Raw genomic sequence first — 24,370 nt, 5'->3', positions numbered from 1 at the left:
ATTCAGGAGCAATTACAAGCTATCGCGCAGCAAAGCAATCACCTGCTCCGCATGAACGACACCAATTAGCTTTTTCTTTGCATCAATCACCGGAAGCGAACGCAGATTGTACTTATCGAAGAGCTCGGCAACTTTGTGTCCTGAAGTATCACCATGGCAGGTGACAAGATGTCCACGAGGTAGGTCGGTCAGTGGCGTTGTCGGAGACGCGAGAAGAATCCTCACGATCGGGACGAGGCCAGTCATGGTTTCCTCGTTGCCGGTGAGGTAGACATCGGTGATCAGCTCAATATCGCCTTCAAAGTCATGCAGGGCTGTGTGGACATCGGCGACTGTTGCACTCTCCGGCAAGGCAATGTATTCCGTGGTCATGCGACCGGCAGCGGAGTCGTGCGAGAACTCGAGGAGTTCCTCGACCTCCTGACGCTCTTCCGGATCCATCTCTTCGAGGATGGCCTCGGATTTTTCCTCCGGAAGCTCAGCGAGGAGGTCGGCGGCTGCTCCGGGGTCCATCTCTTCGACGATGCCCGCGACATGCTCGGAGTCGAGCGCCTGCACGAGCGCCTTCTGCAGCTTCGGCTCGACCTCTTCGAGGGTCTCGGCGGCGGTCTCCTCGTCGAGGCTTTCGAAGAGTGCCTGTCGCTCTGGCGGAGCGAGGTCTTCGAGAATATCGGCGATATCAGATGGATGCATCTGCGCGAGGTGATCCTGCCCTACCTTCAGGCGGACGCGGCGCGAGGGGTCGATGATATCGACGAACTCCCAGGGAATGATGCTCGCCTTCGTGCGATGGGCCAACTGGTCTACGGCAGCAGATGGAAGCCCTTTCAGGAGGCGGCGAATCGCTCCACGCAGTCCGACCTCAACCTCGGTGATGCGCAGGGTCGTCCTGGATGGCTCGTCTGAAGATACCTCCCATACGAGATTCACATCGTTGACGCGAACGACCTTGCGGCCATTGACATCGATGATCTGCTGATCGAGCAGATCGCGTTCCAGCAGCACAAGCGACTGATCATCGGGCGCGGAGATGAAGGTTGCACCGGACAGCAGACGAAGACCACCGGCAAAAGGCTCCACAGCCTCAACCGCGAGCATATTGCCCCGTTCTTTGGAGACAGAGCCAGCGAGCTTGAGGAGAAAACCGTGCACGCGGCCTGAGTCCTGCGATGGCATCACGGCCAACTCGCGCACACGGCCGAGGACGTTCCCCGCAGCATCGCGCACGGGGGTGCCCATCAGCGAGGAGACCGTGATCGTCTTGTGGTTGCCCTGTTTCGTCATGCGCGGGTCCGCTCGCGCGAGATTACCAGACTTTGCAGACTTTCGCCTTCACCATGGGTTGACCGACTTTGCACCCGAAGGCAGTGGCGAACTGTGGCATGTTGGTGACGATACCGTTGATGCGCGCGAAACCAGGCGAGTGTGGGTCTGTCGCTGCCTGCAGACGGCTGTTGGCCTCGCGCGTGTTCTCGCAGGCCCACTGGGCAAAGCCGATGAAGAAGCGCTGGTCTGGGGTGAATCCTTCAGACGGCTGTAGGTTCATGCCTGCGGTAGCTTTCTTCCAGGCGATATAAGCGATGAGGGTTCCGCCAAGGTCGGCGACGTCTTCGCCGCTGGTGAGTTTGGAGTTGATGTGAATGTCGTCGACGACGACGTACGAAGCGAACTGCTCACGCAGGCAGTTGATGCGATCCTCGAAGCCTTTGGCATCGTCCTTTGTCCACCAGTCTTTCAGGTTGCCGTTGGCGTCGAACTGGCGCCCTTCGTCGTCGAAGCCATGCGTCAACTCATGCCCGATGGTGGAACCGGTGTTGCCGTAGTTGGGCGCGTCGTCCATCTTCGGGTCGTAGAGCGGCGGCTGCAGCACGCCTGCGGGAAAGTTCACGTCGTTCATCTGCGGGTTGTAGTAGGCATTGACGGTAGGTGGGGTCATGTCCCACTCGTCGCGGTCGACAGGCTTGCCGACCTTGGCCCAGTCGCGTGTTGTCTCGAAATCGGCGCCGCGAACAGAGTTGCCAAAGTAATCTCCGGCCTTGATCTCAAGCTTCGAGTAGTCGCGCCATTTGTCGGGATAGCCGATCTTGTTGCGGACGGTGTGCAGCTTGCGGAGAGCCTCCTGTTTGGTGGCCGGACTCATCCAGTCAAGGTGCTCGATCTCGGCTTGCATCGCCTGCTCGATCTGATCGGTCATGAGCACGGTCTTTTGCTTGGTTTCGGGTGAGAAGGTTCGAGCCACGAATTCCTGCCCCAGCGCTTCACCCAGAGAACGGTCTACCTGACGGACACAGGTCTTCCAGCGTGGCGGTTTCTGCTGCGTCCCTCTTAGATAGCGGCTATAGAAATCGAAGTAAGCATCCTCGAACGGAGACGAGAGCGATGTCGCAGCGCCAGTCAGTGCGTGAAAGCGCAGGTAAGCCTTCAGGTCCGCAAGTGGCTCGGTTGTCAGAGCATGATCGACCGCCTTCTGAAAAGCAGGTTGCGCGACGTTGAGTGTGCTTACGTCGGCAACGCCCTGCGTTCGGAGGTAGTCATTCCAGTCGATGACCGGGCTAAGGGAGGCCAGCTGCGCGACAGACATCTTGTGGTACTGCTTATAGGGATCACGGCGCTCGACGCGGGTCAGCGAGGCCTTTGCCAGATCGGTTTCGATATGCATGACGGCAGCGGCATCTTTTTGTGCCTGTGCATCGGACTCGCCGGTGAGCGTCAGGATCTTTTGGATATAGACGACATAGGCTTTGCGGGTCTCTTCACTCTTGGCATCTGTCTTCACGTAGTAGTCGCGGTCGGGCAGGCCGAGGCCGCCGGCGGCGATTTCTGCAATGACGGAGTTTGAATCTCCTGGATCTTGCGTTGAGCCTGAGTTGAAGAAGAACGTTCCTCGCGTGCTTCGATTGAGCGGTCCGAGATAGGCAATCAGGGCTTTGCGATCGGCCAGATTATCAATTGCCACAAGTGTGGGCTTGATCGGCTCCGCTCCTCGCCTATTGATAGCTGCGGTATCCATGCAGGCGGCAAAGTAGTCACCTACCTTCTGCTGAGTCGCCGTTCGATTGGTAGCCTTGGCGTCGGCCTCGAGGATGCCCCATAGAAATTGGAGGTTGTCATTGGCGAGTTTAGAGTAGACATCCCAGCGCGGCTGGTCTGCGGGGATGGGATTGTTCTTCATCCAGCCGCCGCAGGAGAATTTGTAGAAATCGTCGCAGGGATTTACTGAGCGATCGAGCGAGGTCAGATCGAGCGATGGAGAGTAGGGCATCTCTGCAAGGGGGCGCGCCGGAGGCCTCGCAGCCGCTTGTTGCGCCGCTGCAGGTAAAGTCAACAGAAGGCAGATGGATAGGGATGCCAGGTGTCTCTTCATCTTCGTTTGTTCCTCGTTCTGGCATGTTATCGCATGGGTGCGGACGGCTGAGGGATTGCGGCATATTGGCCATTCCTGATATATCGGAAGGACGCAGAAAACGGGTCTGCCGACGGAGGCAATCTTGACAATCAGAGCCAGCACAAGCACACTGCCATCATTGCTGTTGTCTGCCGTTGACGACGGGCACTCACAGATTTCAAGGACAGCCTTGGCCGACTCAACGACAAGCCGCATCAGCTTCACGCTGGACTCGACTCTGGACAGTGTCAACAAGATTGAGCAGACAGCGGAGCAGTACGCACAGCGTGCGGGCTTCGACGAAGACACGATTCCCCACATTGCTATGGCAGTGCGGGAGGCAGCCGTAAACGCAGTGTTGCACGGCAACGCCTATGACGTGAACAAACACATCACCGCATCGTTCGAAACGACCTCGGACGCTCTGGTGATTCGCATCACCGACCAGGGGCCGGGATTGGATCCAAGCACGCTGCCAGACCCTCTGGCCCCGGAAAACATTCTTCGAGGCTCGGGCCGGGGCATCTTTCTCATTCGGGCCTTCATGGATGAGGTAAACTTTCGGCAGTTACACCCAGGAACCGAGCTGACACTTATCAAGCACCGCACACCCGCGAAGTCGGGGACCTAAGGAGAACAGGCAAACATGAGCATGAAAGTTTCTACTCGCCAAGTGGACGGCGTCACCATTCTGGATCTCAGCGGCCGTATCACTCTCGGCGAAGGCAGCGTTACGATCCGCGACGCAGTCCGCGACCTTTTGGCCAAGGGGCAGAAGAAGATTCTGCTGAACCTTGCCGACATCAGCTACATCGACAGCTCAGGCATCGGTGAGTTGGTCAGCGCATTCACCACAGTGAAGAATGCCGGCGGCGAACTGAAGCTGTTAAACCTGACGAAGAAGGTTCAGGATCTGCTGCAGATTACCAAACTGTACACGGTATTCGACGTCAAGGACGACGAGGCTTCGGCGATCTCTTCCTTCAGCAAGTAAATTTTTCCACGCTTAAACAAGAAGGCCGTCGCGTGATGAACTGCGACGGCCTTTCTTCGTGCCAAGGTTCACTCGGCTTCATCTATTTTGAGAAGTCGACCTTGGGCGCGACGCTGTTTGAGGCGTCCCCCTTGAAGTACTCATCGCGATAGTGGAATCCGGACATGCCTGCCCAGATGTTATTGGGGAACTGCCGAACGTACACATTGTAGTCCTCAAGCACCTTGTTGTAACGCTGGCGCTCGACGGCAATACGATTTTCCGTTCCTGCCAGCTCGTCGTTCAAGCGCATGAACTGGTCGTTGCCCTTCAGGTTGGGATACTGCTCCTGCAGGCGGAAGAACGGCCCCAGGGCGACGTCGAGCTTGCGGTTGGCATCGATGTTTGCCGCGTGGTCAGACCCCGCAGCGAGGACACCAGCGCGGGCATTGGCGATGTTGGTCAATATGGTTGATTCCTCAGCAACATATCCCTTCACCGAAGCGACGAGGTTCGGAATGAGGTCGAGCCTGCGCTGCTGGACGACATTGACCTGCGAGTAAGCCTGATTAATGGCTTCGTTCTTTTCGACCAGTGTGTTTCTGGTGCTGACGTAGCTGCCGCCTGCAAAAAGCAGCACGAGGATGATGAGGCCAATGACACCCAGCACAATCCATAGTGGTTTCATGTTCTCTCGGGTATTCCCTTCGTTTAAAAATTTTCGTGCGATTCCTGGAAGGTTTACGGTGTAACTGTATCACTCCCATAGTTTTCCAACTGCCTGCTGAGCCCTGAATTCTTCACCTTAGAAATTAGCGCCGCCACCTCCGGAACGTCCTCCGCCGAAGCCTCCAAAGCCGCCACCATCACCGTCACGGTCGCGGTAGCCTCCTCCACCGCCACCACCCATCAGGTTTCCGAGCAGAAAGAAGATCAGGCCCATATTCCCTGTGCGGGCGAGGACGATCAACAGCAGGAGGATAACTCCGCCACCGATAACCACCTGCATCAGCGAGAGTTGAACAGGCTGCTGCCCAGAGGCTCTCTGCCTTCTGTAAACATGACCGTCAGAGGACAACGCTACACCAGCATCCGTAGCAATAACGTTTGCTATCTGGCGAACTCCCAGAGGGATTGCGGTGTTGTAGTCGCCTTGATTGGCGGCCGGGACCATGGAGCGGCCGATGTCGCCGACCTTGGCATCGTTCAAAATGCCTTCAAGACCGTAGCCTACCTCGATGCGACCCTTCCGCGGCTTCATGACGAAGATCATCAGGACACCACGGTCGTCCTTGTTCCCTACGCCCCATTTATCTTCAAGCTCGGTCGCAAATTCTTCGATGGTCTGATCGTTGTCGAGCGTGTTGACGGTGATGACGGCGATCTGCGCATGTGCCTGGCGATCGACCTGGGTGCAGAGCGATTCCAGATTGTCTTTTGTCGCAGGTGACAGGACTCCGGCAAAGTCGTTGATATAACCAGCCGGAGCCGGAAGAGATTTGACCGATTCCGCGACAAGCGGCGCCGCCGGCGCAAGAAGCAGGATGACGACGCTCAACCATCGGAGGACGCGATTCATTGTCCGACTATTCTACGCCGTCCCCGCTCAAGCGAGGTGAGTGCTCCAGATATGCACTACGGTGTTGGAGGCGCCGGTTTGTTTTCGCGATGCGGCAGAGGAACTCCATTCTGTTCCGCAAGCTTATTGGCCATCACGAGATGCTCGTGAATCACCTTGGCGGCTTTATCGACGGCAGCCCTAAGCTGTGAATCGTTGGTCGTCTGCGATTCAAAGCGGAATGCGCGCAGGTCTTCGTGATGCTCTTTGACGATGCAAGCCAGGTATTCCTTGTCAAAAGCCTCTCCGCTTAGCCCGTTGAGCCGGTCATACTGGGCTTGATCTGTTTTGTTGAGCTTCTTTGGGAGACGCATGCCGATCGCATCCGCTACCTGCGCCATCGAGTCATTGAGCCTGGCGTGGTCGTCAGCTACTTTTTGCCCAAACTCCTTGATGTCCGACGAACTGGCCTTCGTCGAAGCCAGTTTCCCAAGCTCCACCTGCGCGAGACCATCTTCGGTAGCCTTGCGCAGGAACATCTTGTCCTTCATTTCCTGAGCTGCATCGTCAGGCGCTCCGCTGGAATCGCGCATGGACACGGTGGGAGCCTGCGCGCGTCCCGGCTGGTTGGGCTGTGTCTGCGATGCAGGCGGCGCCATCGGATCGTTCTGCGCAAAAAGATTTGTCGAGGGAAAAACTGCCATTGCTCCAAAAATAATCAAATAACTTACATTGGCTTTCATGATTCAACTCCTTCTGGCCCGTGGCTGAAAACCTCGCCCACAGTTTTGGTATCTTCACTCTCCGGTTTGGTTGCCTGTTACAACACCGAGTTCTTTGCCGATGCACTGTATCCTGTCATCTGGAGCTTTGACAATGACTGAAAGTGCTACTCTGCCTCCGGTTGCCCGCCGTGATTCCACCCCCACCACGCTGCATGGACAAACGCTCGAAGACGACTATCGCTGGCTGCGGGACAAGGGCTCCCCTGAGGTAACCGCCTATCTTGAGGCCGAGAATGCCTACACCGCTTCCGTCATGAAGTCCACCGAAGAGCTGCAAACGAAGCTCTACGCGGAGATGCTCTCGCACATCAAAGAGACAGACGAGTCTGTTCCCTTCCTCGATCGCGGCTGGTTCTACTACACACGCACGGTTGAGGGCAGCCAGTATCCGATCCAATGCAGGAGAAAGGCCGTCAACGGCACTTACGATCAGGAGCAGACGGAAGAGATCATCCTCGACGTCAACAAGCTGGCTGAAGGACAGCCGTTCATGGCCGTCGGAGCCATGACAGTCAGCCCGGACGGACAGAAACTGGCTTACTCAACCGACAACACAGGCTTTCGGCAGTACACATTGCATATTCGCGATCTGAGTACCGGCGCCGATCTGGCGGACACAGCCGAGCGAGTCGGATCGCTGGTGTGGGCGGCGGACTCGCACACGCTCTTCTATACGACCGAAGACGAGATCACGAAGCGGCAGGACAAGCTCTTCCGTCACCGGCTGGGTGATCCAATCGACGATGACGCGCTGATCTACGAAGAAAAGGATGAGCGGTTCAATGTCGGTGTCGGCCGGTCGCGCGATGGCAAGTACCTGTTTATGGAGGCCGGCAGCCATACAACGAACGAATGCAGCTATCTCCCCGCGGATACTCCGGGCGGCGTCTTTCTGGTGATTGCGCCTCGCAAGGACGAGCAGGAATATTATGTCGATCATCGCGATGGTCTGTTTTATATCCGCGTCAATGACACAGGCAAAAACTTCCGCGTCGTGACTGTACCAGTGGACGGCGGTGGGCGCGAGGATTGGAAGGAGTTCGTCCCGGAGGACAAGGAGGTGCCGCTGGAGGACTTCGACGTCTTCGCCAACTTCTGTGTCTTATCCAAGCGTGAACTGGGACTGACGACGCTTGAGGTCTGCGCGTTCCATCCGGACGGAACGCTTCTTCCGGGCAGAAAGATCAGCTTTCCTGAGCCCACCTATACTGCGCTGGGCAACATCAACCGGGAGTTTGCCACAGAGAAGTTCCGATATAGCTACCAGTCTCTTGTCTCTCCGGCATCGATCTATGACTATGACGTCAGAACCGGCGCCTCCACACTACTGAAGCAGCAGGAAGTACCCGGCGGCTTCGACTCATCGCGGTACGCTTCGGAGCGCATCTGGGCTACGGCAAAAGATGGAGTGAAGGTGCCGGTGTCGATTGTTTATCGACGAGATTCCTTCAAGCAAGACTCGAGCAATCCTCTCTATATCTATGGATACGGGTCATATGGCTATCCGCTTCCAGTCGGATTCAGTGCTGCGAGGCTCTCGCTTCTTGACCGCGGAGTGGTGCTAGCCTACGCCCACATCCGCGGCGGCGGCGACCTGGGAGATGCCTGGCATGATGCCGGAAAGATGATGGTGAAGCGCAACACCTTTACCGACTTCATCGCCGTTGTTGAGACGCTGGTCGCCGAAGGCTACGGAGCAAAAGACCGCGTTGCCATCGAAGGCGGAAGCGCTGGCGGACTGCTGATGGGAGCCGTGGTCAACGAGCGGCCGGATCTTTTCAGCGTCGTCCTGTCCCACGTCCCCTTTGTGGACGTGATGAACACGATGCTGGATGCCACACTGCCGCTAACGGTAGCCGAGTATGAGGAATGGGGAAACCCGAATGAGCCTGAGGCGTTCTCCTACATGCGTTCGTATTCGCCATACGACAACCTGAAGCCTGGGAACTATCCGGCGATGCTGGTGAAGACCAGCCTGAATGACTCGCAGGTGATGTATTGGGAGCCAGCTAAATATGTGGCGAAGCTGAGGACGCTGAAGCAGAACTCCACTCCCTTGCTGCTGCACATCAACATGGACGCAGGGCATGGAGGCGCCTCAGGCCGGTACGACTACCTGAAGGAAATCGCCTTCGACTATGCGTTCCTGCTGACGCAGCTCGGAGTCGTATAAATTCGGAAAATTTGATGGACAAAAGATCAAGAATCTACTTGAATCATCCAAATGCAGACCCTTGGCCTTTCGTCGAAACCGCAACCGGCTGACAATCTTTTTAAGAGACTTTTCTGGCCTGCAATTGAGAGTCAATACGATGTAGATCTCTTGGGCCAACAAGGGTTCTGGGTTTGCACCGTCATTGCCCTTATGTCGCTAGTCTTGCTGTCGATCATGGGGACGCCCATAGCAGCTTTGTTAACCGCCCTGACATTCTTCCTAGGTGGCTGTGGAGTACGTCAGCGGAGCACTGCCGCCTCTCTTTTAGTTTGCCTTCTCTATTTGGCTAACTTTGTTGGAGGAATGATTGTTGGATCGCCCGGCAACCCATTCATACAAGCTGTAGTTGTAATGCTATTGTTTGCAAATGTAAGAGCGACGATTTTATCTCGACACTGGATGGCACAATCCGCCGAACCACTCGATCAAGAGATCCCGGAGAGGCTAACGGAAACAATAACCGACAAATTTTCAAATATCCTGCCTTCCCGGATATGGCCTATAGGACGTTATGTCTTCTATCCGTTGGTCGCAATCATGCTACTCCTTACAATCGTGGGGCTTGCAGCAATGAAAACACAAGCAGGCATACATCGGACTGCGTCCCCAACTACAGAGCAGATCGAAATCTCCCCTAAAAATTAGCTTTGAGTTGAAGAATTAGTTCCTAACTCCTTGCATCACGCGCTCGACGCGGCGCTGCGCTTCTCCGTTGATGGGAAGTCCGGGGAGGCGTGGGCGTCCACCGAAGTAGCCGTTCAGGTCGGAAGCGTAACGAATGCCAGCAACGCCCAGCTCGTTCTCAATAAGCTGAATGGCTGGAGCCACTCGTGCCTGCTTCTCGTCGGCCAGCGGCTCGTCATCGTCCTTCCATGCAGCAAAGACCTCGTAGGTCGCCTGCGGAGCACAGGCAGCGAAAGCGGGCATCGCTCCAACCGCTCCGGCACGAAGTCCTGCAAGCATTCCTGCGGAGTTGGCCGTCAAGATCTGAAAGCCAACGGTCTTGGTGCGCGTTTTCAGCGCAGGCTTGGGGGGCGCTGTGGCTACGGCGGCCCCTCCGCCAAGGTTTTCGGCAGCGATGAAGGTTGCGGCTCCCTCTCCGGCCTGCGTGGCCAACATGCGGCCTGTGGCAGCGGCGAATACTGTAGTCACCGTCACCTGGCGGCTTACGCTTGCCGTGGCCGCGCGAACCGCCGCGATGCGGCTAGCCGCTGCGTCTTCATCCGCTAATCCAAGCACCTGTGAGTGTGCAGCCATTTCGGCGATCACCTCCACCGGAAGCGGAGCATCATTCGTCGAGTACATCACGACCGGCAATGCGGAGCGGTCGGAAACGGCCTGCAGGAAGAGCAGCCGCTCGGCTTCAGGTCGTCTTGCAGGAGCCTTGAGAAGCACGGCGTCGTAATTCGCCTTTGCGGCAAATTCAGCCAGATTGAGTGCCCCTGCAACGCTGGCGCGCGAAACACCTGCGAGCATCACCTTTGTCTCGGCTGCCAGGCTGATGGCGGCGCTCAATGCCTCGCGGGTCTCCTCGTCGGAGAGCATTTCCGGCTCCCCGACATCGCTGAGCACGGCGATTCCGGCGGCAGGCGTCCGCGAGTAACGATCGACGTTGTGTTCGATCTTGCGGAGGTTCAGACGGCCATCGGAATAAAACGGGGTCGTAACGGGCAGGTGGAGACCTTCAAGCAACATGACTCCATTCTAAAGCGATTGGAACCACGCATGAATGGTCACCGCAAATGACAACAAGCATGACACGAAAGACGTAAGTTGATGCTGCCGTTTTGGCACCGCTTTGGGGTACCCTTTGAAGTGATGGAAGGCTATCACGACATCTCGCAGGGGAAGTCCATAGGCGATCTGGGCCGCGAGGCCCTCTGGTTCCTGCTGCACACGACGCTGGCATTTCTCTTTCTTGTCGGCGTTGTTACCGTGATGACGATCAATCACCCAGACCCCGATGCCCAGAACCCGAAGCTGCTGGCAACGGTGCTGGCTTTCCTGGTGCCTCTGGTTGGCGGTTTTATCATCGCCAAAAAGCAACAGAACGACATCGCCGGATACGTCTGGATCTCCGGCATGGTCATCTTCGCAATCGTCTGCGTCTGGGTGCTCGACCTGCCCACGGGCAATGGCCTGTGCGAGAACTGCGGCGCGCTAGAGAAGCTGTGGCGCACCTTCTTCGATATACAGCACGGCAGTGGCCTGATGGCTGGTGACGGCCTCTTCGCCGGAACCTGGATTCCGCTGTCGATGATCGGCTACGCCATGGGAGCGAAGCTGGGTCTCGATAAGAACTAGACCGTCACTTCGCTCCGGCTGGCGTGAAGCTCCTGTAACGCAATCACATTCAACGTACCCCGCTGTAAGGCAGCGATGCCCTCGGCTGCGGCGCGTGCAGCGGCCAGCGTGGTGATCGTCGGGATACGTGCGAGCACAGCGGCGCGGCGAATCGCCTTCTCGTCGAAGAAGGTATCCTGGCCACGCGGCGTATTGATGATGAGCTGGATACGGCCGCCCTTGATGAAGTCCACCACGTTGGGACGGCCTTCCTTCACCTTGTAGACACGCTCCGGCTGCAGACCAGCTTCTTCAAGCACGGCCGCAGTTCCGTGTGTTGCAACGAGGTGGAAGCCCATCTCGACGAACTGACGCGCCAGCGTTGCAACGCCTGCCTTGTCATGATCGTTGACGCTGAGGAAAACGTTACCCTGGGTCGGCAATACTTGTCCGGCTGCGATCTGGGCCTTGGCAAAGGCCTCGCCGAAGTTGTCGGCAACGCCCATCACCTCGCCTGTCGAGCGCATCTCAGGTCCGAGCACCGGATCGACTCCCTGAAACTTGCCCCATGGGAAGACCGGCGATTTGACGAAGAAGTGCGCGCCCGTGCCGAGGTCCTTGCCCGAGGCAACCTGTGCTGGAAGAAGCGCCTTGAGCTTTTGGCCAACCATGATGCGCGAGGCAATCTTCGCCAGCGGCACGCCCGTCGCCTTCGAGACATACGGCACCGTGCGCGAGGCGCGTGGATTGACTTCGATTACGTACACCTTGCCGTGCTGGATCGCGAACTGGATGTTGACCAGACCGCGGACTTCGAGTGCCATCGCCAGCTTGCGTGTGTAGTCACGGATCGTGTCGAGCACGTCGGCACTGAGATCGACGGCCGGAAGCACGCAGGAGGAGTCGCCGGAGTGAATGCCGGCCTCCTCGATGTGCTGCATGATGCCCGCGATGATGACATCGTCTCCATCGCAGAGTGCATCGACGTCGACCTCTGTCGCATCTTCGAGGAAATGATCGATCAGAACTGGACGCTCCTGCGAGTATTCGATCGCAGTCGTCATGTAGTGCAGCACGGAGGCGTCATCATATGCGATGACCATCGCACGCCCACCGAGCACGTAGGAGGGACGCACGAGCACGGGATAACCGACGCGGTTCGCACCGGCTACGGCCTCGTCCACGCTGGTCGCCATCGCACCCTGCGGCTGCGGAATCTTGAGGTCTTCGATCAGCTTGCCGAAACGCTTGCGGTCTTCTGCGAGATCGATGGATTCCGGCGAAGTGCCGATGACCGGCACACCAGCGTTCTTGAGCGGCAGCGATAGATTGAGCGGTGTCTGTCCGCCAAACTGTACGATCATGCCGATCTCTGCACCAGCCGATGCTTCGTGCTCATAGACGGCAAGCACGTCCTCAAGTGTCAGCGGCTCGAAGTAGAGACGATCGGACGTGTCATAGTCGGTCGAGACGGTCTCAGGATTGCAATTGATCATGATCGTCTCGTAACCATCTTCGCGCAGAGCGAAAGCCGCGTGGCAGCAGCAGTAGTCGAACTCAATTCCCTGCCCGATACGGTTGGGGCCGCTGCCGAGGATGATGATCTTTTTCTTGTCCGTCGGCGCTGCCTCGTCTTCCTCGTCGTAGCAGCTATAGAGATACGGCGTAAAACTCTCGAACTCTGCGGCGCAGGTATCGACCAGCTTATAGACCGGCTTGACGCCGAGCTTCTTGCGCAGAGCGCGCACCTTTGCTGTGCCTGCCGCTCCAACCAACCCCCAGACGGCAGCGAGCCGTTCGTCGGAAATGCCCATACGTTTGGCGGTGCGCAGCTGTTCGGCGGTGACAGTATCGACGCTTGTGTCGCCGATGGCCTTGATCTCGTCGGTGATCTGCTTGATCTGGTAGAGGAACCACGGATCCATCGTCGTGATGCGCGCGACCTCGCGAACAGTCATGCCGCGTTCGAAGGCATAACGCACATAAGCGAGGCGCTCCGGATGCGGCGTTACGAGGCGCTGCGTCAGGCGGCGTGGCTCGATGTCGTCGGCAGTCGCTTTTTTGCCGGTCTCAAGCGAACGCACGGCCTTCATCATCGCTTCCTTGAAGGTGCGGCCGATAGCCATCACTTCGCCAACCGATTTCATCTGCGGACCGAGCGTCTCGTCGGCGCCGGGGAACTTCTCGAACTGCCACTTCGGAATCTTGACGACCACGTAGTCGATCGTCGGCTCGAAGCAGGCAGGTGTGGCCTTGGTAATGTCGTTCTGAATCTCGTCGAGCGTGTAGCCGACAGCGAGACGCGCGGCGATCTTCGCGATCGGGAAGCCGGTGGCCTTCGAGGCGAGAGCGGATGAGCGCGAGACACGAGGGTTCATCTCGATCACGGTCATGCGGCCCGTAACGGGATTGACGGCAAACTGCACGTTCGAGCCGCCGGTCTCAACACCGATCTCGCGAATGACGCGGATGGCAGCATCGCGCATTACCTGGTACTCGCGGTCGGTCAGCGTCTGTGCCGGGGCGACCGTGATGGAGTCGCCGGTATGCACGCCCATCGGGTCGAAGTTCTCGATCGAGCAGATGATGATGACGTTGTCCTTCAGATCGCGGACAACCTCAAGTTCGTACTCCTTCCAGCCAAGCACACTCTCTTCGATCAGGCACTCGTGAACCGGGCTGAGATCGAGCCCGCGCGAGAGGATCTCGGTCATCTCCTCGCGGTTGTAGGCGATGCCACCGCCCGATCCGCCGAGGGTAAAGCTTGGGCGGATGACCGTTGGGAAACCGATCTTCGCGGCAAATTCCAGCCCTGCGCTCACCGTATTCACTAACTGCGACTTCGGCATATCGAGGCCGATCTTGTTCATCGCATCCTTGAAGAGCAAGCGATCTTCAGCCTTCTTGATGGCTTCGAGCTTCGCGCCAATCAGCTCGACGTTTTGCTTTTCGAGAAAGCCAGAGTCGGCGAGATCGACGGCGAGGTTGAGTGCGGTCTGTCCGCCAACGGTCGGCAGCACAGCAAACTTGCCGTCGCCAGGCTTCATCATCGCAGCCTCGACGCGGATAACCTCTTCAAGATAAGCAGCGCTCAGTGGCTCGATATAGGTGCGGTCGGCAACCTCGGGGTCAGTCATGATCGAGGCCGGATTCGAGTTGATCAACACGACTTCATAGTCCTCGGCCTTGAGCGCCTTACAGGCCTGCGTGCCGGAGTAGTCGAACTCCGCCGACTGGCCAATGACGATCGGCCCGGAGCCGATCACAAGTATCTTCGCGATGTCGTTTCTGCGTGGCATCTTTACATCTTTCTGGTTGTTGATCTGCGCGGCGTTTCAAAGGGCGCCTATTCTGCGCCCTTTGTCCAATGCCTGAAATCCAACTACTTCTTCCACTCCATCATCATTTTGCGGAAGTCCTGGAAGAGATAATGCGAATCGTGCGGTCCGGGGCTGGCCTCGGGATGGTACTGCACGCTGAACATGGGGTCCGTCTTGTGCCTGAGGCCCGCCAGCGTGTGATCGTTGAGATTGGTATGTGTTTTTTCTACATCTGCCGGAAGTGACTCGGGATCGACGTTGAAGTTGTGATTCTGCGCCGTGATCTCGACCTTGCCCGTCTGGTGGTTCATGATCGGATGGTTGCCGCCATGATGACCAAACTTGAGCTTGTAGGTCTTGCCGCCGAGCGCGAGCCCGAAGATCTGGTGCCCGAGGCAGATGCCGAAGAGCGGCTTCTTGCCTTTCAGCTTCTTCACACTCTCAATCGCATAGTCGAGCGGCTCCGGATCGCCGGGGCCGTTCGAAAAGAAGACACCGTCGGGATTCAACGCGAGTACCTCTTCTGCTGTCGTCTTCGCCGGAACAACCGTGACGTCGATGTTCTCGCGCGCGAGCATACGCAGAATGTTCTCTTTGATGCCGAAGTCGTAGGCGACGACGTGCAGTGTTTCGCCTTCAACAGCGGGCTTCAGCAGCGGATCGCCGGTCTGGTTCTTCGGCTCCGTCGCATCCCACTTGTAAGGTTCCTTCGTGGTGACGACGCTTGCCAGATCGGTGCCTTCCATCTTCGGGATCGAGCGCGCTTTAGCAATGAGAGCATCGACATCGAGATTGTCGCCACTGGCGAGCACACCGCGCATCACGCCGTTAGCGCGCAGATGGCGCACGATGGCACGTGTATCGACCTCGGCGATTACGGGAACGCCGTAGCGCTCAAGATATTCATCGGCGACCTGGGTTGAGCGCCAGTTGGAGCTGACCGGCGAAAACTCGCGTGTCACCAAGCCTTCGATAAAGGGCTTTCTCGACTCTGCATCGGACGGTGTCGTTCCATAGTTGCCGATGTGAGGATTGGTAAGAACCACGATCTGTCCTGCGTAGGAAGGATCGGTAAAGATCTCCTGATAGCCGGTCAGAGATGTATTGAAGACCACTTCGCCGACGCACTCCGTTTGTGCGCCAAAACTTTTGCCGCGAAAGATGCGCCCGTCTTCGAGCGCCAGGATTGCCTGCATTGCCTCACCGAGGAGTGGATTTAATAGATTCTATCAGCAATGAGCGTGGTTTTCGATACCTGCGGAACGATTTGCTGTGTGTTGTTGCGATCAGGAGTGCCTTGATGAACGCGCGGTGAAAATCTGCCGGCACATCCACTTCCCGAAACCACCGTTATTCGATCTCGATGACCACATCACCGCCTTCGATGCGCAGCGGAAATGCAGCTACGCGCTCATTCGACGGATATTCGGCGATGCCGGTCTTCGCGTGAAACATCCATGCGTGCCAGGGGCAGACGACGAGGTCGCCTTCGAGCCATCCCTGGCCGAGTGGGCCGTGGCGGTGGGGGCAGACGTTATCGAGAGCCGAGAGCTCCCCGTTGACATTGGCGAGACAGATGGCGTGGCCTTCGACTTCAGCTTCACCCACGCTGCCAGGCGCTGGCGCCTCGGACAAACTGCATAACTTCACCCACTTCGACACTTGCCTTGCCTCCACTGTCTTCATGGTATCCGGTGTGGATGCTACTCTCGTAGAAAGCGCCCTTTCGATGTCCCGTTCTGCACGAAAACCAACGCATAAGCATTCCTCAGCAGCTCCGCAGACCATCAGCGGACGCTGGCTGGCGAAGGCAATGGCTATCGTCATTCTGGCGGCGCTGGTGTGCAGCTACCTGAGCCTTTGCCTGCTTTACCGCATTGGACAGTGGCAGATTGTGTTGCATCCAGATCGCGCGGCGAGGTCGCAAAGCGCTCCAGCAGATATGCTTCGTTTCGGTCCCGACGAGTCGGGTCGTCCGCAGCTGACTGGCGAGTTTCTCGTTGCGCCTCCTGGTGGGAGATACAACAGCGTTACGATTCTGTTTCTCGGCGGCGGCGATGGATCGCGGAAGAATTATTCGGATACTGTTGCGGCGCTGAATTATGTCGGGCTGAATGTGTTGTGGTTCGACTATCGCGGTTACGGGCTGAGCGCGGATATCCATCCCAACCAGCAGCGTCTGATGGAGGATGCTGATTCGGCCTGGAGCTATTTGACCGGTACTCGAGGCGTTGCGCCGCAGCGGATCATTCCTTATGGAACGGGAGTTGGCGCTTCGCTGGCTGCGGCTCTGGCGGCGAAGCATGGCGAGATTCAGGCGGTCATTCTCGATTCCCCTTTTACAGACCTGCTTGAGGTAGCGAGGAAGGATTCGCGATCGGGGTTGTTGCCTATCTCGATGCTGTTCAACGAACGGTTTCCGCTGGCTGCTCCTTTAGCGACGCTGCAGACGCCAAAGTTGCTTTTATCGCCAGCCAATAAGCCGGAACCTGCAGCGTTTGCGGCGGCAGCGACACCGAAGATGGCCGTTTCTCTTCCAACGGGAAGCTGGCCTCTTTATGACCAGGCAGTGACGCGGTTTCTTGATCAATATGTTGCCGTTCCAGGCGGACAGGTTGTGCCTTCCGTGGCACCTGTGGGAACAAAGACGCGCTGAGGTCTGCCGATCCGGTTTAGCCTCAGGTTATATGTCCAAGACACTGAATAATCTGCAGCCCTGGGGCGCGCTTCTGATGCGACTGGTGCTGGGTGCGGCGATGATCTATCACGGTTACAGCAAGGTGATTCCGGCGGGCGGTTTTCACGGAGGCAATATGTTTTCGGCGCTGGAGCGACACAGCCATTATGTTGCTTCGCTGGGACTTCCCTACTGGTTGGGAATCGTTTCGGCGCTGACAGAGTTTGTTGGCGGCATTCTGCTGGTGCTGGGGCTTCTGACTCGGTTTGCGGCGTTCCTGGTCGCGGTCAACATGCTGGTCGCGATTGTGATGGTAAATCGGCATCACGGCTATGCCGGATCGGAGTATTCGCTGGCGTTACTGGCGATCGCGGTGATGCTTTTCTTTTATGGAGCAGGCGCCTGCGCGATGGACCGGCGGTTTGGGCTTAGCTAGTCCCCCCTCCCCCTATCTTTTCAAACAAGGCGTTTATTTTCTTCGACTTGCCGGATTTCAACAAGGTAAAATATTCAAAACAGGCGAGTTAACATCAAAATATTGATTCAGAAGGAGTTAGCCCCGGCATGATGCCGGGGCTAACTGTATGTTTTGTCTATGTTTAAAGTGTAGCAAAGCGACCGAGGCAAATCGGCACTTTTTCTGAACTTTATCCCATTTATAATGAATGATTTGAGATTTTGTGGGGCTTGACAAGGTTTGGGTATCGCAGTCCTTCGACTCCGCTATGCGCGGGCGGGCGTTTATCGAGTTGGAGCTTTAAGGAGAGAAGGCCCTCGGTGTTCTGAGGGCCTCATATTGGTGGGGAAGTTGCCTTGCGGATATGGGAAACCGAAGCTGTGGGAACTGCTAACCTCGGCAATTGCTTGTTACATTCAATAAGACGCTGGTGTGCGATAAAAGTTGTGCGGGTTTTCCATTTTTTTGAATTGAATGATGGCTCATATTCAAAAAAATGTATCAAGACAGACAACCCCTACCGGGTCCCGGTAAGGGTTGTGGAAAATATCACGCAGAATCAGTTAGATAGCTATTTTAGACGATGTTGAGGAACTGGGAGGGATCGACCTTGCCGCCGGGGAAAACAAGATCCAGATTACGGGAGCCGAGGGTTTTATAGGCGGCTTCGCCGAGGACACGGCGGAAGTCGGTGGTGACGGCGAGGTCACGCCCCTCGTTAAGCTGCTCGTTGGCGAGGCCGGGCCACTTGCCGTAGACCTTGCCTCCACGAACCTGGCCGCCGAGGACGAACATGACGTTGGCGTGTCCGTGATCGGTTCCGCCGGTACCGTTCTGGCGTGCGGTACGGCCGAACTCAGACATCGTCACGAGGGTGATGTTCTGGGCGTCATCGCCCATGTCGCGCCAGAAGGCAGCGATGGTGTCGGAGAACTCGCGGAGGCGGTTGGCGAGCTGGCCGTTGACGTTGCCCTGGTTCTGGTGGGTGTCCCAGCCGCCGATGTCGGAGAAGGCGGCCTCGACGCCGAGGTTGGCTTTAAGAAGCTGGGCGATCTGCTTGAGGCTGTTGCCAAACGGAGTGTTTGGGTAGGTGACGCCGGCAGCGGGCTGATATTTGGCCGGGTTGGCGGCCTTGAGCATCTTGACGGCTTCGAAGGTCTCCTGCCCGGTGCCGTGGAGGATGGAGTCGGAGCTGGAGTCGTACATGGCCTGAAAGGCGTTGGAAATGGGTGAGGTCTGCGGGCCGCGTCCGGCGACGGAGAAGTCGGCGAGGTTGTTGACGGCGATGGCGGAGACTTTGCCCTGCAAGGTACGAGGCACCTGGGTTCCGAGGGCGACGGCGCGGAAGGCGGAGGGCTTGCTGGCGAGCGGCTCGGCCTGGAGGGCGCGGTTCAGCCAACCGTCGTCGGTGGATTTCACACCGGGCGTGCCGCTCTCCATGTAGTCCTGTGCGTCGAAGTGCGAACGGGTGGAGTCGGGAGAGCCAGCGGCGTGAACGATGGCTAGATGGCCCTGCTCGTAGAGAGGCTTGAAGGAGGCCATAGCGGGATGCAGACCGAAGAAGCCGTCGAGGTTGAGGACCTCGTTCTGCTTGATGGCGATGAAGGGCCGCATGGCGTAGTAGTTGGGCTCGCGGTAGGGCACGACAATGTTGAGTCCGTCGGCAGCACCGCGCTGGAAGAGGATGACAAGCTTCTTATGATTGGCAGCCGCCGTGGTGACCTCGGCCAGGACGCTACGAGAGAGGAAGCTGGGAATGGTGGAGGTCCCAACCAGCGCAAGCGCACCACCCTTCATGAAGCCTCGTCTTGTGATTCCGGAGTTGCTGGGCATTTTCTTCTCTCCCTGGGGCCTTGTATCTTGGGCCTATATCCTACTCTGTAGAAACTCGCTCCTGATCAGTAAGTTTCGCTTATCTTCCCGGATTCCTGAAGGGTGCTTATGTCACTTACACGACCATCCTTGCGGGTACTGGGAAACCGCAGATCCTTCGATTCGGCTATGTTCCGCTCAGAATGACACGGTGTGGGCGGCATCGAGATTCATGCCTGCCCGATACGAAATGCGGAGGTTCCTCGGCTTCGGCCTATGGCCTTCGCTCGGAATGACACATCATTCAAGTCAACCAGATATGTCGATGCGCCTCCTTAGCGGCGCTGGAATTCGGGAGAGCCTAGTAACAGGCCGGCCATTGTGGCAGCTTCACGATCGACTGGAGGACGCGGCGGTTGTGCCGGAGCGGCCGCGTTGAGGATGGCTCCCATCGGCTCGACATCGCGGGTGCGAATGCCAAACTGCTTTTCTGCTTCCTGCTGTGTGGCTTGCGAATCGATCTGATTGAGCACTGTTGAGCGGGTTTGCTCGGAGGCAGGCTGACCGAGGAGAAGTTTTTCCAACTGCGACTCCTTTGCGGATGCGGAAGAAGTCGTGTCGTCCATGGCGGCGGGCTTTACCTGCGCGGGAGAAGCTGCGAGAAGCGATGTCCAGTCGATGTAGGTTCCACCGACGCGTTCGCCCGCGAGGGTGATGGAGAAGTTCATGCGATTGACGAGTGCGCCGGTCGAGACCCAGGGCTCGGCGAGCCAGCTGTAGCCATTGGGCGTCTGCATGCCGTAGAGAGGCATGCCCAGGCGGTCGAGTGCGTTGACGAGCGGGAGCGGGTTGGTGACGTCGGCGTTGCTGGCGCGAAGCGAGGAGACGACGAATTCAAGCGGCGTCTTCATCTTGGCGCGGTAGACCTGCTGTGACCAGAACTCGGGTGCGTCAAACATGGTCCGCAGGACAGTGGCGATATCTCCGTTGCTGGCGAGCCAGGCGGCGGACATGGCGTCGATGAGCGACTGTGGCGGATCGTCGCTGACGAAGCGGATGGCGAGTTTGCGGGAGACAAATTTTGCAGTAGCCGGACTGGTGGCCAGCATGTGCAGCACCTGGAGTCCTTCGCGCTCGCCGCCTTCGTGGATCTGCGTGCCGAGAACGGTTTTGGTGCCGGGCTCGTGACGGCGCTCTTCGAACTGGAACTCGCCGTTGCGGAGAGGCTCGACAGTCCAACCAGTAAAGACGCGTGCAACTTGCGTGACGTCGGCCTGCGTGTAACCGCCGTTGACGCCGAGGGTGTGGAGCTCCATCAGCTCGCGGGCATAGTTTTCGTTGAGTCCTTGTGGGCGTCCTTTGGCCGCGGGGTTCGCGGGCATCAAGGCGCGGGCTCGGGCTCCTCGTGTGGCAGCGATGGAGTTGGGGCCGATGCTCTGTGCGTTGTCGAGATAGAGCAGCATCGCGGGGCTTTTGGCGGTGGTGACGAGGAGGTCTTCAAACTTGCCGAGAGCGTGCGGACGGATGGTGTCGCGCTCGTAGGCGGGAAGGAGGTAAGGCTCGTTCTGGTTCTTGCGAATGTAGACGTTGAAGTGGTTGAGCCAGAAGTCGGTCATGACGGCTTCGAGCTGGCGTTCGGAGTAGACGTCCCGGATGAGACGCGTGGCGAGGACTTCGGAGCCGACGAGACGCGGGCCTCCGCCAAGGGCCATGAGGATTTCACGTTGCTGCGGGGTGAGTCCTTCACCGGCGGCGGCGAGTTCGGCGGGAGTGAGGCTGCGGCGGAAGACGGCGAGCTCGGCGGGAGTCATGGAGAGGATGCGCTGCATCCTCTGCTCGGGCGGGAGGTTGACGATCTTGATGGCTTCGAGGCCGGAGTAGAGCTGCTCTTCGTGGGCAGACATGGCGGGCGTTGCGGGATCGACTCGGTCACCGGGGAATGCCGTGACTTGATCGTCGTCTGCCTTGTTCATGGATTGTGGATCGTTCTTCGCCATCTCGGCAGACTTCTGCGCGGCATCCTGTTTGGCCTTGGCCTGCTGATAGCGGGCGATGCCGTCGCGGTAGATGGCAGCTTCGACAGGGTCGGTGGGCATGGGGAGGCGGCCGTCCATCACCTGACGGAGAACCTGCGGGCTGGGATAGCGGTGGAGAAGCTCGGCTTGCTGGAGCTTCATGGCGGGAAAGCTGTCGAGGCGGGCGTCGAGGGCGGAGTCGTCGATTTTGGCGGGGTGAAGCTGCTGGTCGAACCAGCGGTCGAGGCCGATCTGGCGGACGCGGTCGATGTCGCCGGGGCGCGGGCCGAAGGTGAAGCGGTTAAGCGCGTGCAGGATGCGTTCGTCGCTCTGGAGTTGCGTGCTTGGGGGTATCTTTTTCTTCTTTGCGGCTGAAGCGGGCAGAGGCTGCAGGAGCAGCAGAGCGCAGAGGCCGGTGGCTATGCCGGCCTCAAACGAGCTGTGGATGCGGCGGCTGAAAGACTTCACGTGAGACATACTTTTCCCCTTGCCGCGCCGGAAGCGAACGTGGGCTGCACAGGTACTGACACGCGCATGGAGCGGCAGTTGCGTTCGTAGGCGTTGAAAGCGGACTTAGAACGCTGCCAGGTCGCCGATGGCGCGGTACAGATCCTCCGGTTGGGGCAGGATAACGTCTTCGAGCAGCGGCTGATAGGCCACGAAGGTATCCATGGCGGCGACGCGACGAACGGGAGCATCGAGATCGTGGAAGAGCTCGTCGGCAATACGCGCGGCGATCTCGGCTCCGTAGCCCCAGCTCATCATATCTTCGTGCGCAACGATAACGCGGTTGGTCTTGCGTACGCTTTCGGCGATGGCTTCCCAATCGTAAGGAGAGAGGGAGCGCAGGTCGATGACTTCGACGTCGATGCCTTTGTCGCGGTGGATCTTTTGTGCGGCCTGGAGTGCGCGTGGAACGACGGCTCCGTAGGTGATCACGGTGACGTCTTTGCCGGAGCGCGCGATTCGAGCCTTGCCGAAGGGGATGGTGTAGTCCGGGCCGGGATAGACGGCACGGCCGAAGGTTTCGCGGTAGAGGCGCTTGTGCTCAAGGAAGAGCACGGGGTCGTCGCAGCGAATGGCGGTGCGCAGCAGACCGAGTGCATCGAGCGCGTTCGACGGCATGACGATACGCACGCCGGGCGTGTGCGTGAAGATGCTTTCGCCGGACTGCGAGTGATAGATGGAGCCTCCGGTGAGATAGCCGCCGATGGGAACGCGCATGACGAGCGGGCAGCTGAAGGTTCCATTGGAGCGCCAGCGGAGAACGGAGAGCTCGTTGCGCATCTGGTGCATTGCGGGCCAGATGTAGTCGAAGAACTGAATCTCGACAACGGGCTTGAGGCCGCGGACGGCCATGCCGATGGCGCGGCCTACGATGTTGGCTTCGGCGAGCGGCGAGTTCCAGACGCGGTCGTTGCCGAACTCAAGCTGGAGACCGGAAGTGAGCTTGAAGACGCCTCCCTTCCCTTTCAGCTTGCCTTCGCGCAAAGGCTCGTCGCGTGTGGCGTCGGCGACATCTTCGCCGAAGACGACGATACGCGGATCGCGCCGCATCTCGTCTTTGAGGCAGGCGTTGATGAGATCGGCCATGGTGCGCTCACTGGAGTCGGCCGTCTTCTCAGGCTCGCGGTCGAAGCGAGCGTCCATCGGCGTGAGGTCTTCGGAGTAGACGTGCTTAAGGATGGTGTCCGGTGTGGGCAGTTTAGCAATGACAGCCTTGTCGGCCGCACGCTGCACTTCTTCGTCGACCTGACGCTCGAGACGATTGATCGCTTCGGCATCGAGGATGCCTTCACGCAGCAGCCACATCTGCATGCGTGAGATGGGGTCGCGCAGTGCGTCGGCTTCGAGCTCGGCGGCGGAGCGATAAAGCCGCTCATCGTCAGAGAGTGAGTGCGAGTAGGGACGGATGACATGTCCATGTACGAGCGCAGGGCCCTTGCCGGCGCGGCACCAGGCTACGGCTTCGACCATCGCGTTGTAGCTGGCGATGGGATCGGTGCCGTCGATCTCGGCGAAGTGGAAGTTCGGGAAATTGGCGACGAGCCGCGAGATGTTTCCGCCGGGCGTGTTGGCTTCGACCGGGGTGGAGATGGCGTAGCCGTTGTCTTCGACGACGTAGAGGACGGGCAGCTTGCCGTTGCTGGCAGTGTTGAGCGACTCCCAGAACTCACCCTGGCTGGTGGAGCCTTCGCCGATGGAGGTGTAGACGACTTCGTCGCCGTGGAAGCTGACGTTCTTGAACTGGCGGTAGTCGCCTTCGTGCTTTGCAGCAGCCTCGGGATGCTTCGAGAAGTAGCGGCCAGCCTCGGCGCAGCCCACGGCGTGCAGGCACTGCGTTGCAGTGGACGACGAGGGATTGACGATGTGCAGCTTCGGGCTGGACCAGTGCGACGGCATCTGGCGTCCGCCGCTTGCGGGATCGTCGGCGGCACCGACGGCCTGCAGCAATTGATCTTCGACGGTGTTGCCCAATGCGAGGCAGAGTGCGCGGTCGCGATAGTAGGGAAAGAACCAGTCATAGCCGGGACGCATGGCCATGGCTGCCGCGACGAGCAGAGCTTCGTGGCCCGCACAGGATATCTGGAAGAAGATCTTCTGCTGGCGCTTGAGTACGATCTCGCGGTCGTCGGTGCGACGCGAGAGATACATCAGCCGGTAGAACTCCACTAACTGCTCACGCGTCAACGATGTTCCTGCGACGACGTCTGCGGATTTTTTCTTTTCCACTACGCTGCTTGAAGACTGACGAGCCATGCACCTACCCTCGGCAGCCCGGACGAGCACTGCCGAAGAAGATTGTACCGGTTAATCCAGCGGATTGGCCTCACCGAAAAGATATGCAGGATATACAAAAGGCGATGTTTGAAAGGTATAAAACGGTTCT

General features: G+C 58.3%; 19 protein-coding genes. 7 read left to right on the top strand and 12 right to left on the bottom strand.

What is annotated here, in order from left to right:
• Positions 1 to 12 precede the first annotated feature (12 nt).
• Complete coding sequence (locus KFE13_RS17725; protein WP_260704922.1) at positions 13 to 1,284, bottom strand: magnesium transporter MgtE N-terminal domain-containing protein; 1,272 nt, start codon at positions 1,282 to 1,284, stop codon at positions 13 to 15.
• Between the two features lie 22 nt (positions 1,285 to 1,306).
• Entirely contained in the window at positions 1,307 to 3,364 is a 2,058-nt protein-coding gene (locus KFE13_RS17720) for a M13 family metallopeptidase (protein WP_260704921.1), read from the bottom strand.
• Between the two features lie 124 nt (positions 3,365 to 3,488).
• Here KFE13_RS17720 and KFE13_RS17715 point away from each other — a divergent pair, with 124 nt between their 5' ends.
• Both KFE13_RS17715 and KFE13_RS17710 read left to right on the top strand, forming a co-directional pair.
• Positions 3,489 to 4,016 (top strand): ATP-binding protein, encoded by a 528-nt coding sequence (locus tag KFE13_RS17715; protein WP_313900663.1) that lies wholly within the window; start codon positions 3,489 to 3,491, stop codon positions 4,014 to 4,016.
• 15 nt (positions 4,017 to 4,031) lie between these two features.
• Positions 4,032 to 4,379: an STAS domain-containing protein gene (locus tag KFE13_RS17710; RefSeq protein WP_260704920.1), complete on the top strand. Its 348-nt coding sequence runs from the start codon at positions 4,032 to 4,034 to the stop codon at positions 4,377 to 4,379.
• 82 nt (positions 4,380 to 4,461) lie between these two features.
• Here KFE13_RS17710 and KFE13_RS17705 read toward each other — a convergent pair whose 3' ends face one another.
• From KFE13_RS17705 to KFE13_RS17695, 3 genes are all read right to left on the bottom strand, one after another.
• Complete coding sequence (locus tag KFE13_RS17705) at positions 4,462 to 5,046, bottom strand: LemA family protein (protein WP_260704919.1); 585 nt, start codon at positions 5,044 to 5,046, stop codon at positions 4,462 to 4,464.
• Between the two features lie 117 nt (positions 5,047 to 5,163).
• Positions 5,164 to 5,937, bottom strand: a complete 774-nt coding sequence (locus tag KFE13_RS17700) for a TPM domain-containing protein (protein WP_260704918.1) — start codon at positions 5,935 to 5,937, stop codon at positions 5,164 to 5,166.
• A 56-nt stretch (positions 5,938 to 5,993) separates the two neighbouring features.
• A complete protein-coding gene (locus KFE13_RS17695; RefSeq protein ID WP_260704917.1) occupies positions 5,994 to 6,620 on the bottom strand; it encodes a DUF4142 domain-containing protein in 627 nt (208 codons plus the stop codon).
• Between the two features lie 172 nt (positions 6,621 to 6,792).
• Here KFE13_RS17695 and KFE13_RS17690 point away from each other — a divergent pair, with 172 nt between their 5' ends.
• Entirely contained in the window at positions 6,793 to 8,874 is a 2,082-nt protein-coding gene (locus KFE13_RS17690; RefSeq protein ID WP_260704916.1) for a S9 family peptidase, read from the top strand.
• Between the two features lie 51 nt (positions 8,875 to 8,925).
• Positions 8,926 to 9,561 (top strand): hypothetical protein, encoded by a 636-nt coding sequence (locus KFE13_RS17685; protein WP_260704915.1) that lies wholly within the window; start codon positions 8,926 to 8,928, stop codon positions 9,559 to 9,561.
• Positions 9,562 to 9,576: 15 nt separating this feature from the next.
• Here KFE13_RS17685 and KFE13_RS17680 read toward each other — a convergent pair whose 3' ends face one another.
• Positions 9,577 to 10,611 carry a dihydrodipicolinate synthase family protein gene (locus tag KFE13_RS17680; RefSeq protein ID WP_260704914.1) on the bottom strand — a complete coding sequence of 345 codons (1,035 nt, stop codon included), beginning with the start codon at positions 10,609 to 10,611 and terminating at the stop codon, positions 9,577 to 9,579.
• 81 nt (positions 10,612 to 10,692) lie between these two features.
• Here KFE13_RS17680 and KFE13_RS17675 point away from each other — a divergent pair, with 81 nt between their 5' ends.
• Positions 10,693 to 11,220: a hypothetical protein gene (locus KFE13_RS17675; protein ID WP_260704913.1), complete on the top strand. Its 528-nt coding sequence runs from the start codon at positions 10,693 to 10,695 to the stop codon at positions 11,218 to 11,220.
• Here the strand turns inward: KFE13_RS17675 and carB are convergent.
• The 3 genes from carB to KFE13_RS17660 all read right to left on the bottom strand — a co-directional run bounded on the left by carB (position 11,217) and on the right by KFE13_RS17660 (position 16,154).
• The gene (carB, locus tag KFE13_RS17670) at positions 11,217 to 14,498 is read right to left on the bottom strand and encodes a carbamoyl-phosphate synthase large subunit (RefSeq protein WP_260704912.1); all 3,282 of its coding nucleotides are present in this window, start codon (positions 14,496 to 14,498) and stop codon (positions 11,217 to 11,219) included. The two genes, KFE13_RS17675 and carB, sit on opposite strands and share 4 nt — an antisense overlap.
• Before the next feature lie 83 nt (positions 14,499 to 14,581).
• Positions 14,582 to 15,715 (bottom strand): glutamine-hydrolyzing carbamoyl-phosphate synthase small subunit, encoded by a 1,134-nt coding sequence (carA, locus tag KFE13_RS17665; protein WP_260704911.1) that lies wholly within the window; start codon positions 15,713 to 15,715, stop codon positions 14,582 to 14,584.
• A 154-nt stretch (positions 15,716 to 15,869) separates the two neighbouring features.
• Positions 15,870 to 16,154 carry a Rieske (2Fe-2S) protein gene (locus KFE13_RS17660; protein ID WP_260704910.1) on the bottom strand — a complete coding sequence of 95 codons (285 nt, stop codon included), beginning with the start codon at positions 16,152 to 16,154 and terminating at the stop codon, positions 15,870 to 15,872.
• A 94-nt stretch (positions 16,155 to 16,248) separates the two neighbouring features.
• On the opposite strand from KFE13_RS17660, the gene KFE13_RS17655 reads away from it, so the two are divergent.
• Both KFE13_RS17655 and KFE13_RS17650 read left to right on the top strand, forming a co-directional pair.
• Entirely contained in the window at positions 16,249 to 17,175 is a 927-nt protein-coding gene (locus KFE13_RS17655) for an alpha/beta hydrolase (RefSeq protein WP_260704909.1), read from the top strand.
• Positions 17,176 to 17,206: 31 nt separating this feature from the next.
• Positions 17,207 to 17,632, top strand: coding sequence for a DoxX family protein (locus KFE13_RS17650; protein ID WP_260704908.1), 426 nt, complete (start codon positions 17,207 to 17,209; stop codon positions 17,630 to 17,632).
• 597 nt (positions 17,633 to 18,229) lie between these two features.
• Here KFE13_RS17650 and KFE13_RS17645 read toward each other — a convergent pair.
• The 3 genes from KFE13_RS17645 to KFE13_RS17635 form a co-directional block, all read right to left on the bottom strand.
• The gene (locus KFE13_RS17645; RefSeq protein ID WP_260704907.1) at positions 18,230 to 19,486 is read right to left on the bottom strand and encodes a DUF1501 domain-containing protein; all 1,257 of its coding nucleotides are present in this window, start codon (positions 19,484 to 19,486) and stop codon (positions 18,230 to 18,232) included.
• Between the two features lie 314 nt (positions 19,487 to 19,800).
• Positions 19,801 to 21,957 (bottom strand): DUF1800 domain-containing protein, encoded by a 2,157-nt coding sequence (locus tag KFE13_RS17640; RefSeq protein WP_260704906.1) that lies wholly within the window; start codon positions 21,955 to 21,957, stop codon positions 19,801 to 19,803.
• Positions 21,958 to 22,053: 96 nt separating this feature from the next.
• Positions 22,054 to 24,240: an alpha-ketoacid dehydrogenase subunit alpha/beta gene (locus KFE13_RS17635; RefSeq protein WP_260704905.1), complete on the bottom strand. Its 2,187-nt coding sequence runs from the start codon at positions 24,238 to 24,240 to the stop codon at positions 22,054 to 22,056.
• Positions 24,241 to 24,370: the final 130 nt, after the last annotated feature.

Origin of the sequence: Edaphobacter flagellatus (genome assembly GCF_025264665.1) — a bacterium.
Lineage (GTDB): Bacteria > Acidobacteriota > Terriglobia > Terriglobales > Acidobacteriaceae > Edaphobacter > Edaphobacter flagellatus.
Note: the sequence above shows the minus strand (reverse complement) of the source record. Positions and strands in the feature narration are given on the sequence as shown.

Excerpts from the sequence above, each read along its gene's own strand:
- KFE13_RS17635 (WP_260704905.1), bottom strand. The coding sequence starts at position 24,240 with ATGGCTCGTCAGTCTTCAAGCAGCGTAGTGGAAAAGAAAAAATCCGCA.
- KFE13_RS17725 (WP_260704922.1), bottom strand. The coding sequence starts at position 1,284 with ATGACGAAACAGGGCAACCACAAGACGATCACGGTCTCCTCGCTGATG.
- KFE13_RS17640 (WP_260704906.1), bottom strand. The coding sequence starts at position 21,957 with ATGTCTCACGTGAAGTCTTTCAGCCGCCGCATCCACAGCTCGTTTGAG.
- KFE13_RS17685 (WP_260704915.1), top strand. The coding sequence starts at position 8,926 with ATGCAGACCCTTGGCCTTTCGTCGAAACCGCAACCGGCTGACAATCTT.
- KFE13_RS17645 (WP_260704907.1), bottom strand. The coding sequence starts at position 19,486 with ATGCCCAGCAACTCCGGAATCACAAGACGAGGCTTCATGAAGGGTGGT.
- carB (WP_260704912.1), bottom strand. The coding sequence starts at position 14,498 with ATGCCACGCAGAAACGACATCGCGAAGATACTTGTGATCGGCTCCGGG.
- KFE13_RS17655 (WP_260704909.1), top strand. The coding sequence starts at position 16,249 with ATGTCCCGTTCTGCACGAAAACCAACGCATAAGCATTCCTCAGCAGCT.
- KFE13_RS17675 (WP_260704913.1), top strand. The coding sequence starts at position 10,693 with ATGCTGCCGTTTTGGCACCGCTTTGGGGTACCCTTTGAAGTGATGGAA.
- KFE13_RS17695 (WP_260704917.1), bottom strand. The coding sequence starts at position 6,620 with ATGGCAGTTTTTCCCTCGACAAATCTTTTTGCGCAGAACGATCCGATG.
- carA (WP_260704911.1), bottom strand. The coding sequence starts at position 15,715 with ATGCAGGCAATCCTGGCGCTCGAAGACGGGCGCATCTTTCGCGGCAAA.
- KFE13_RS17680 (WP_260704914.1), bottom strand. The coding sequence starts at position 10,611 with ATGTTGCTTGAAGGTCTCCACCTGCCCGTTACGACCCCGTTTTATTCC.
- KFE13_RS17710 (WP_260704920.1), top strand. The coding sequence starts at position 4,032 with ATGAGCATGAAAGTTTCTACTCGCCAAGTGGACGGCGTCACCATTCTG.
- KFE13_RS17650 (WP_260704908.1), top strand. The coding sequence starts at position 17,207 with ATGTCCAAGACACTGAATAATCTGCAGCCCTGGGGCGCGCTTCTGATG.
- KFE13_RS17705 (WP_260704919.1), bottom strand. The coding sequence starts at position 5,046 with ATGAAACCACTATGGATTGTGCTGGGTGTCATTGGCCTCATCATCCTC.
- KFE13_RS17720 (WP_260704921.1), bottom strand. The coding sequence starts at position 3,364 with ATGAAGAGACACCTGGCATCCCTATCCATCTGCCTTCTGTTGACTTTA.
- KFE13_RS17690 (WP_260704916.1), top strand. The coding sequence starts at position 6,793 with ATGACTGAAAGTGCTACTCTGCCTCCGGTTGCCCGCCGTGATTCCACC.
- KFE13_RS17700 (WP_260704918.1), bottom strand. The coding sequence starts at position 5,937 with ATGAATCGCGTCCTCCGATGGTTGAGCGTCGTCATCCTGCTTCTTGCG.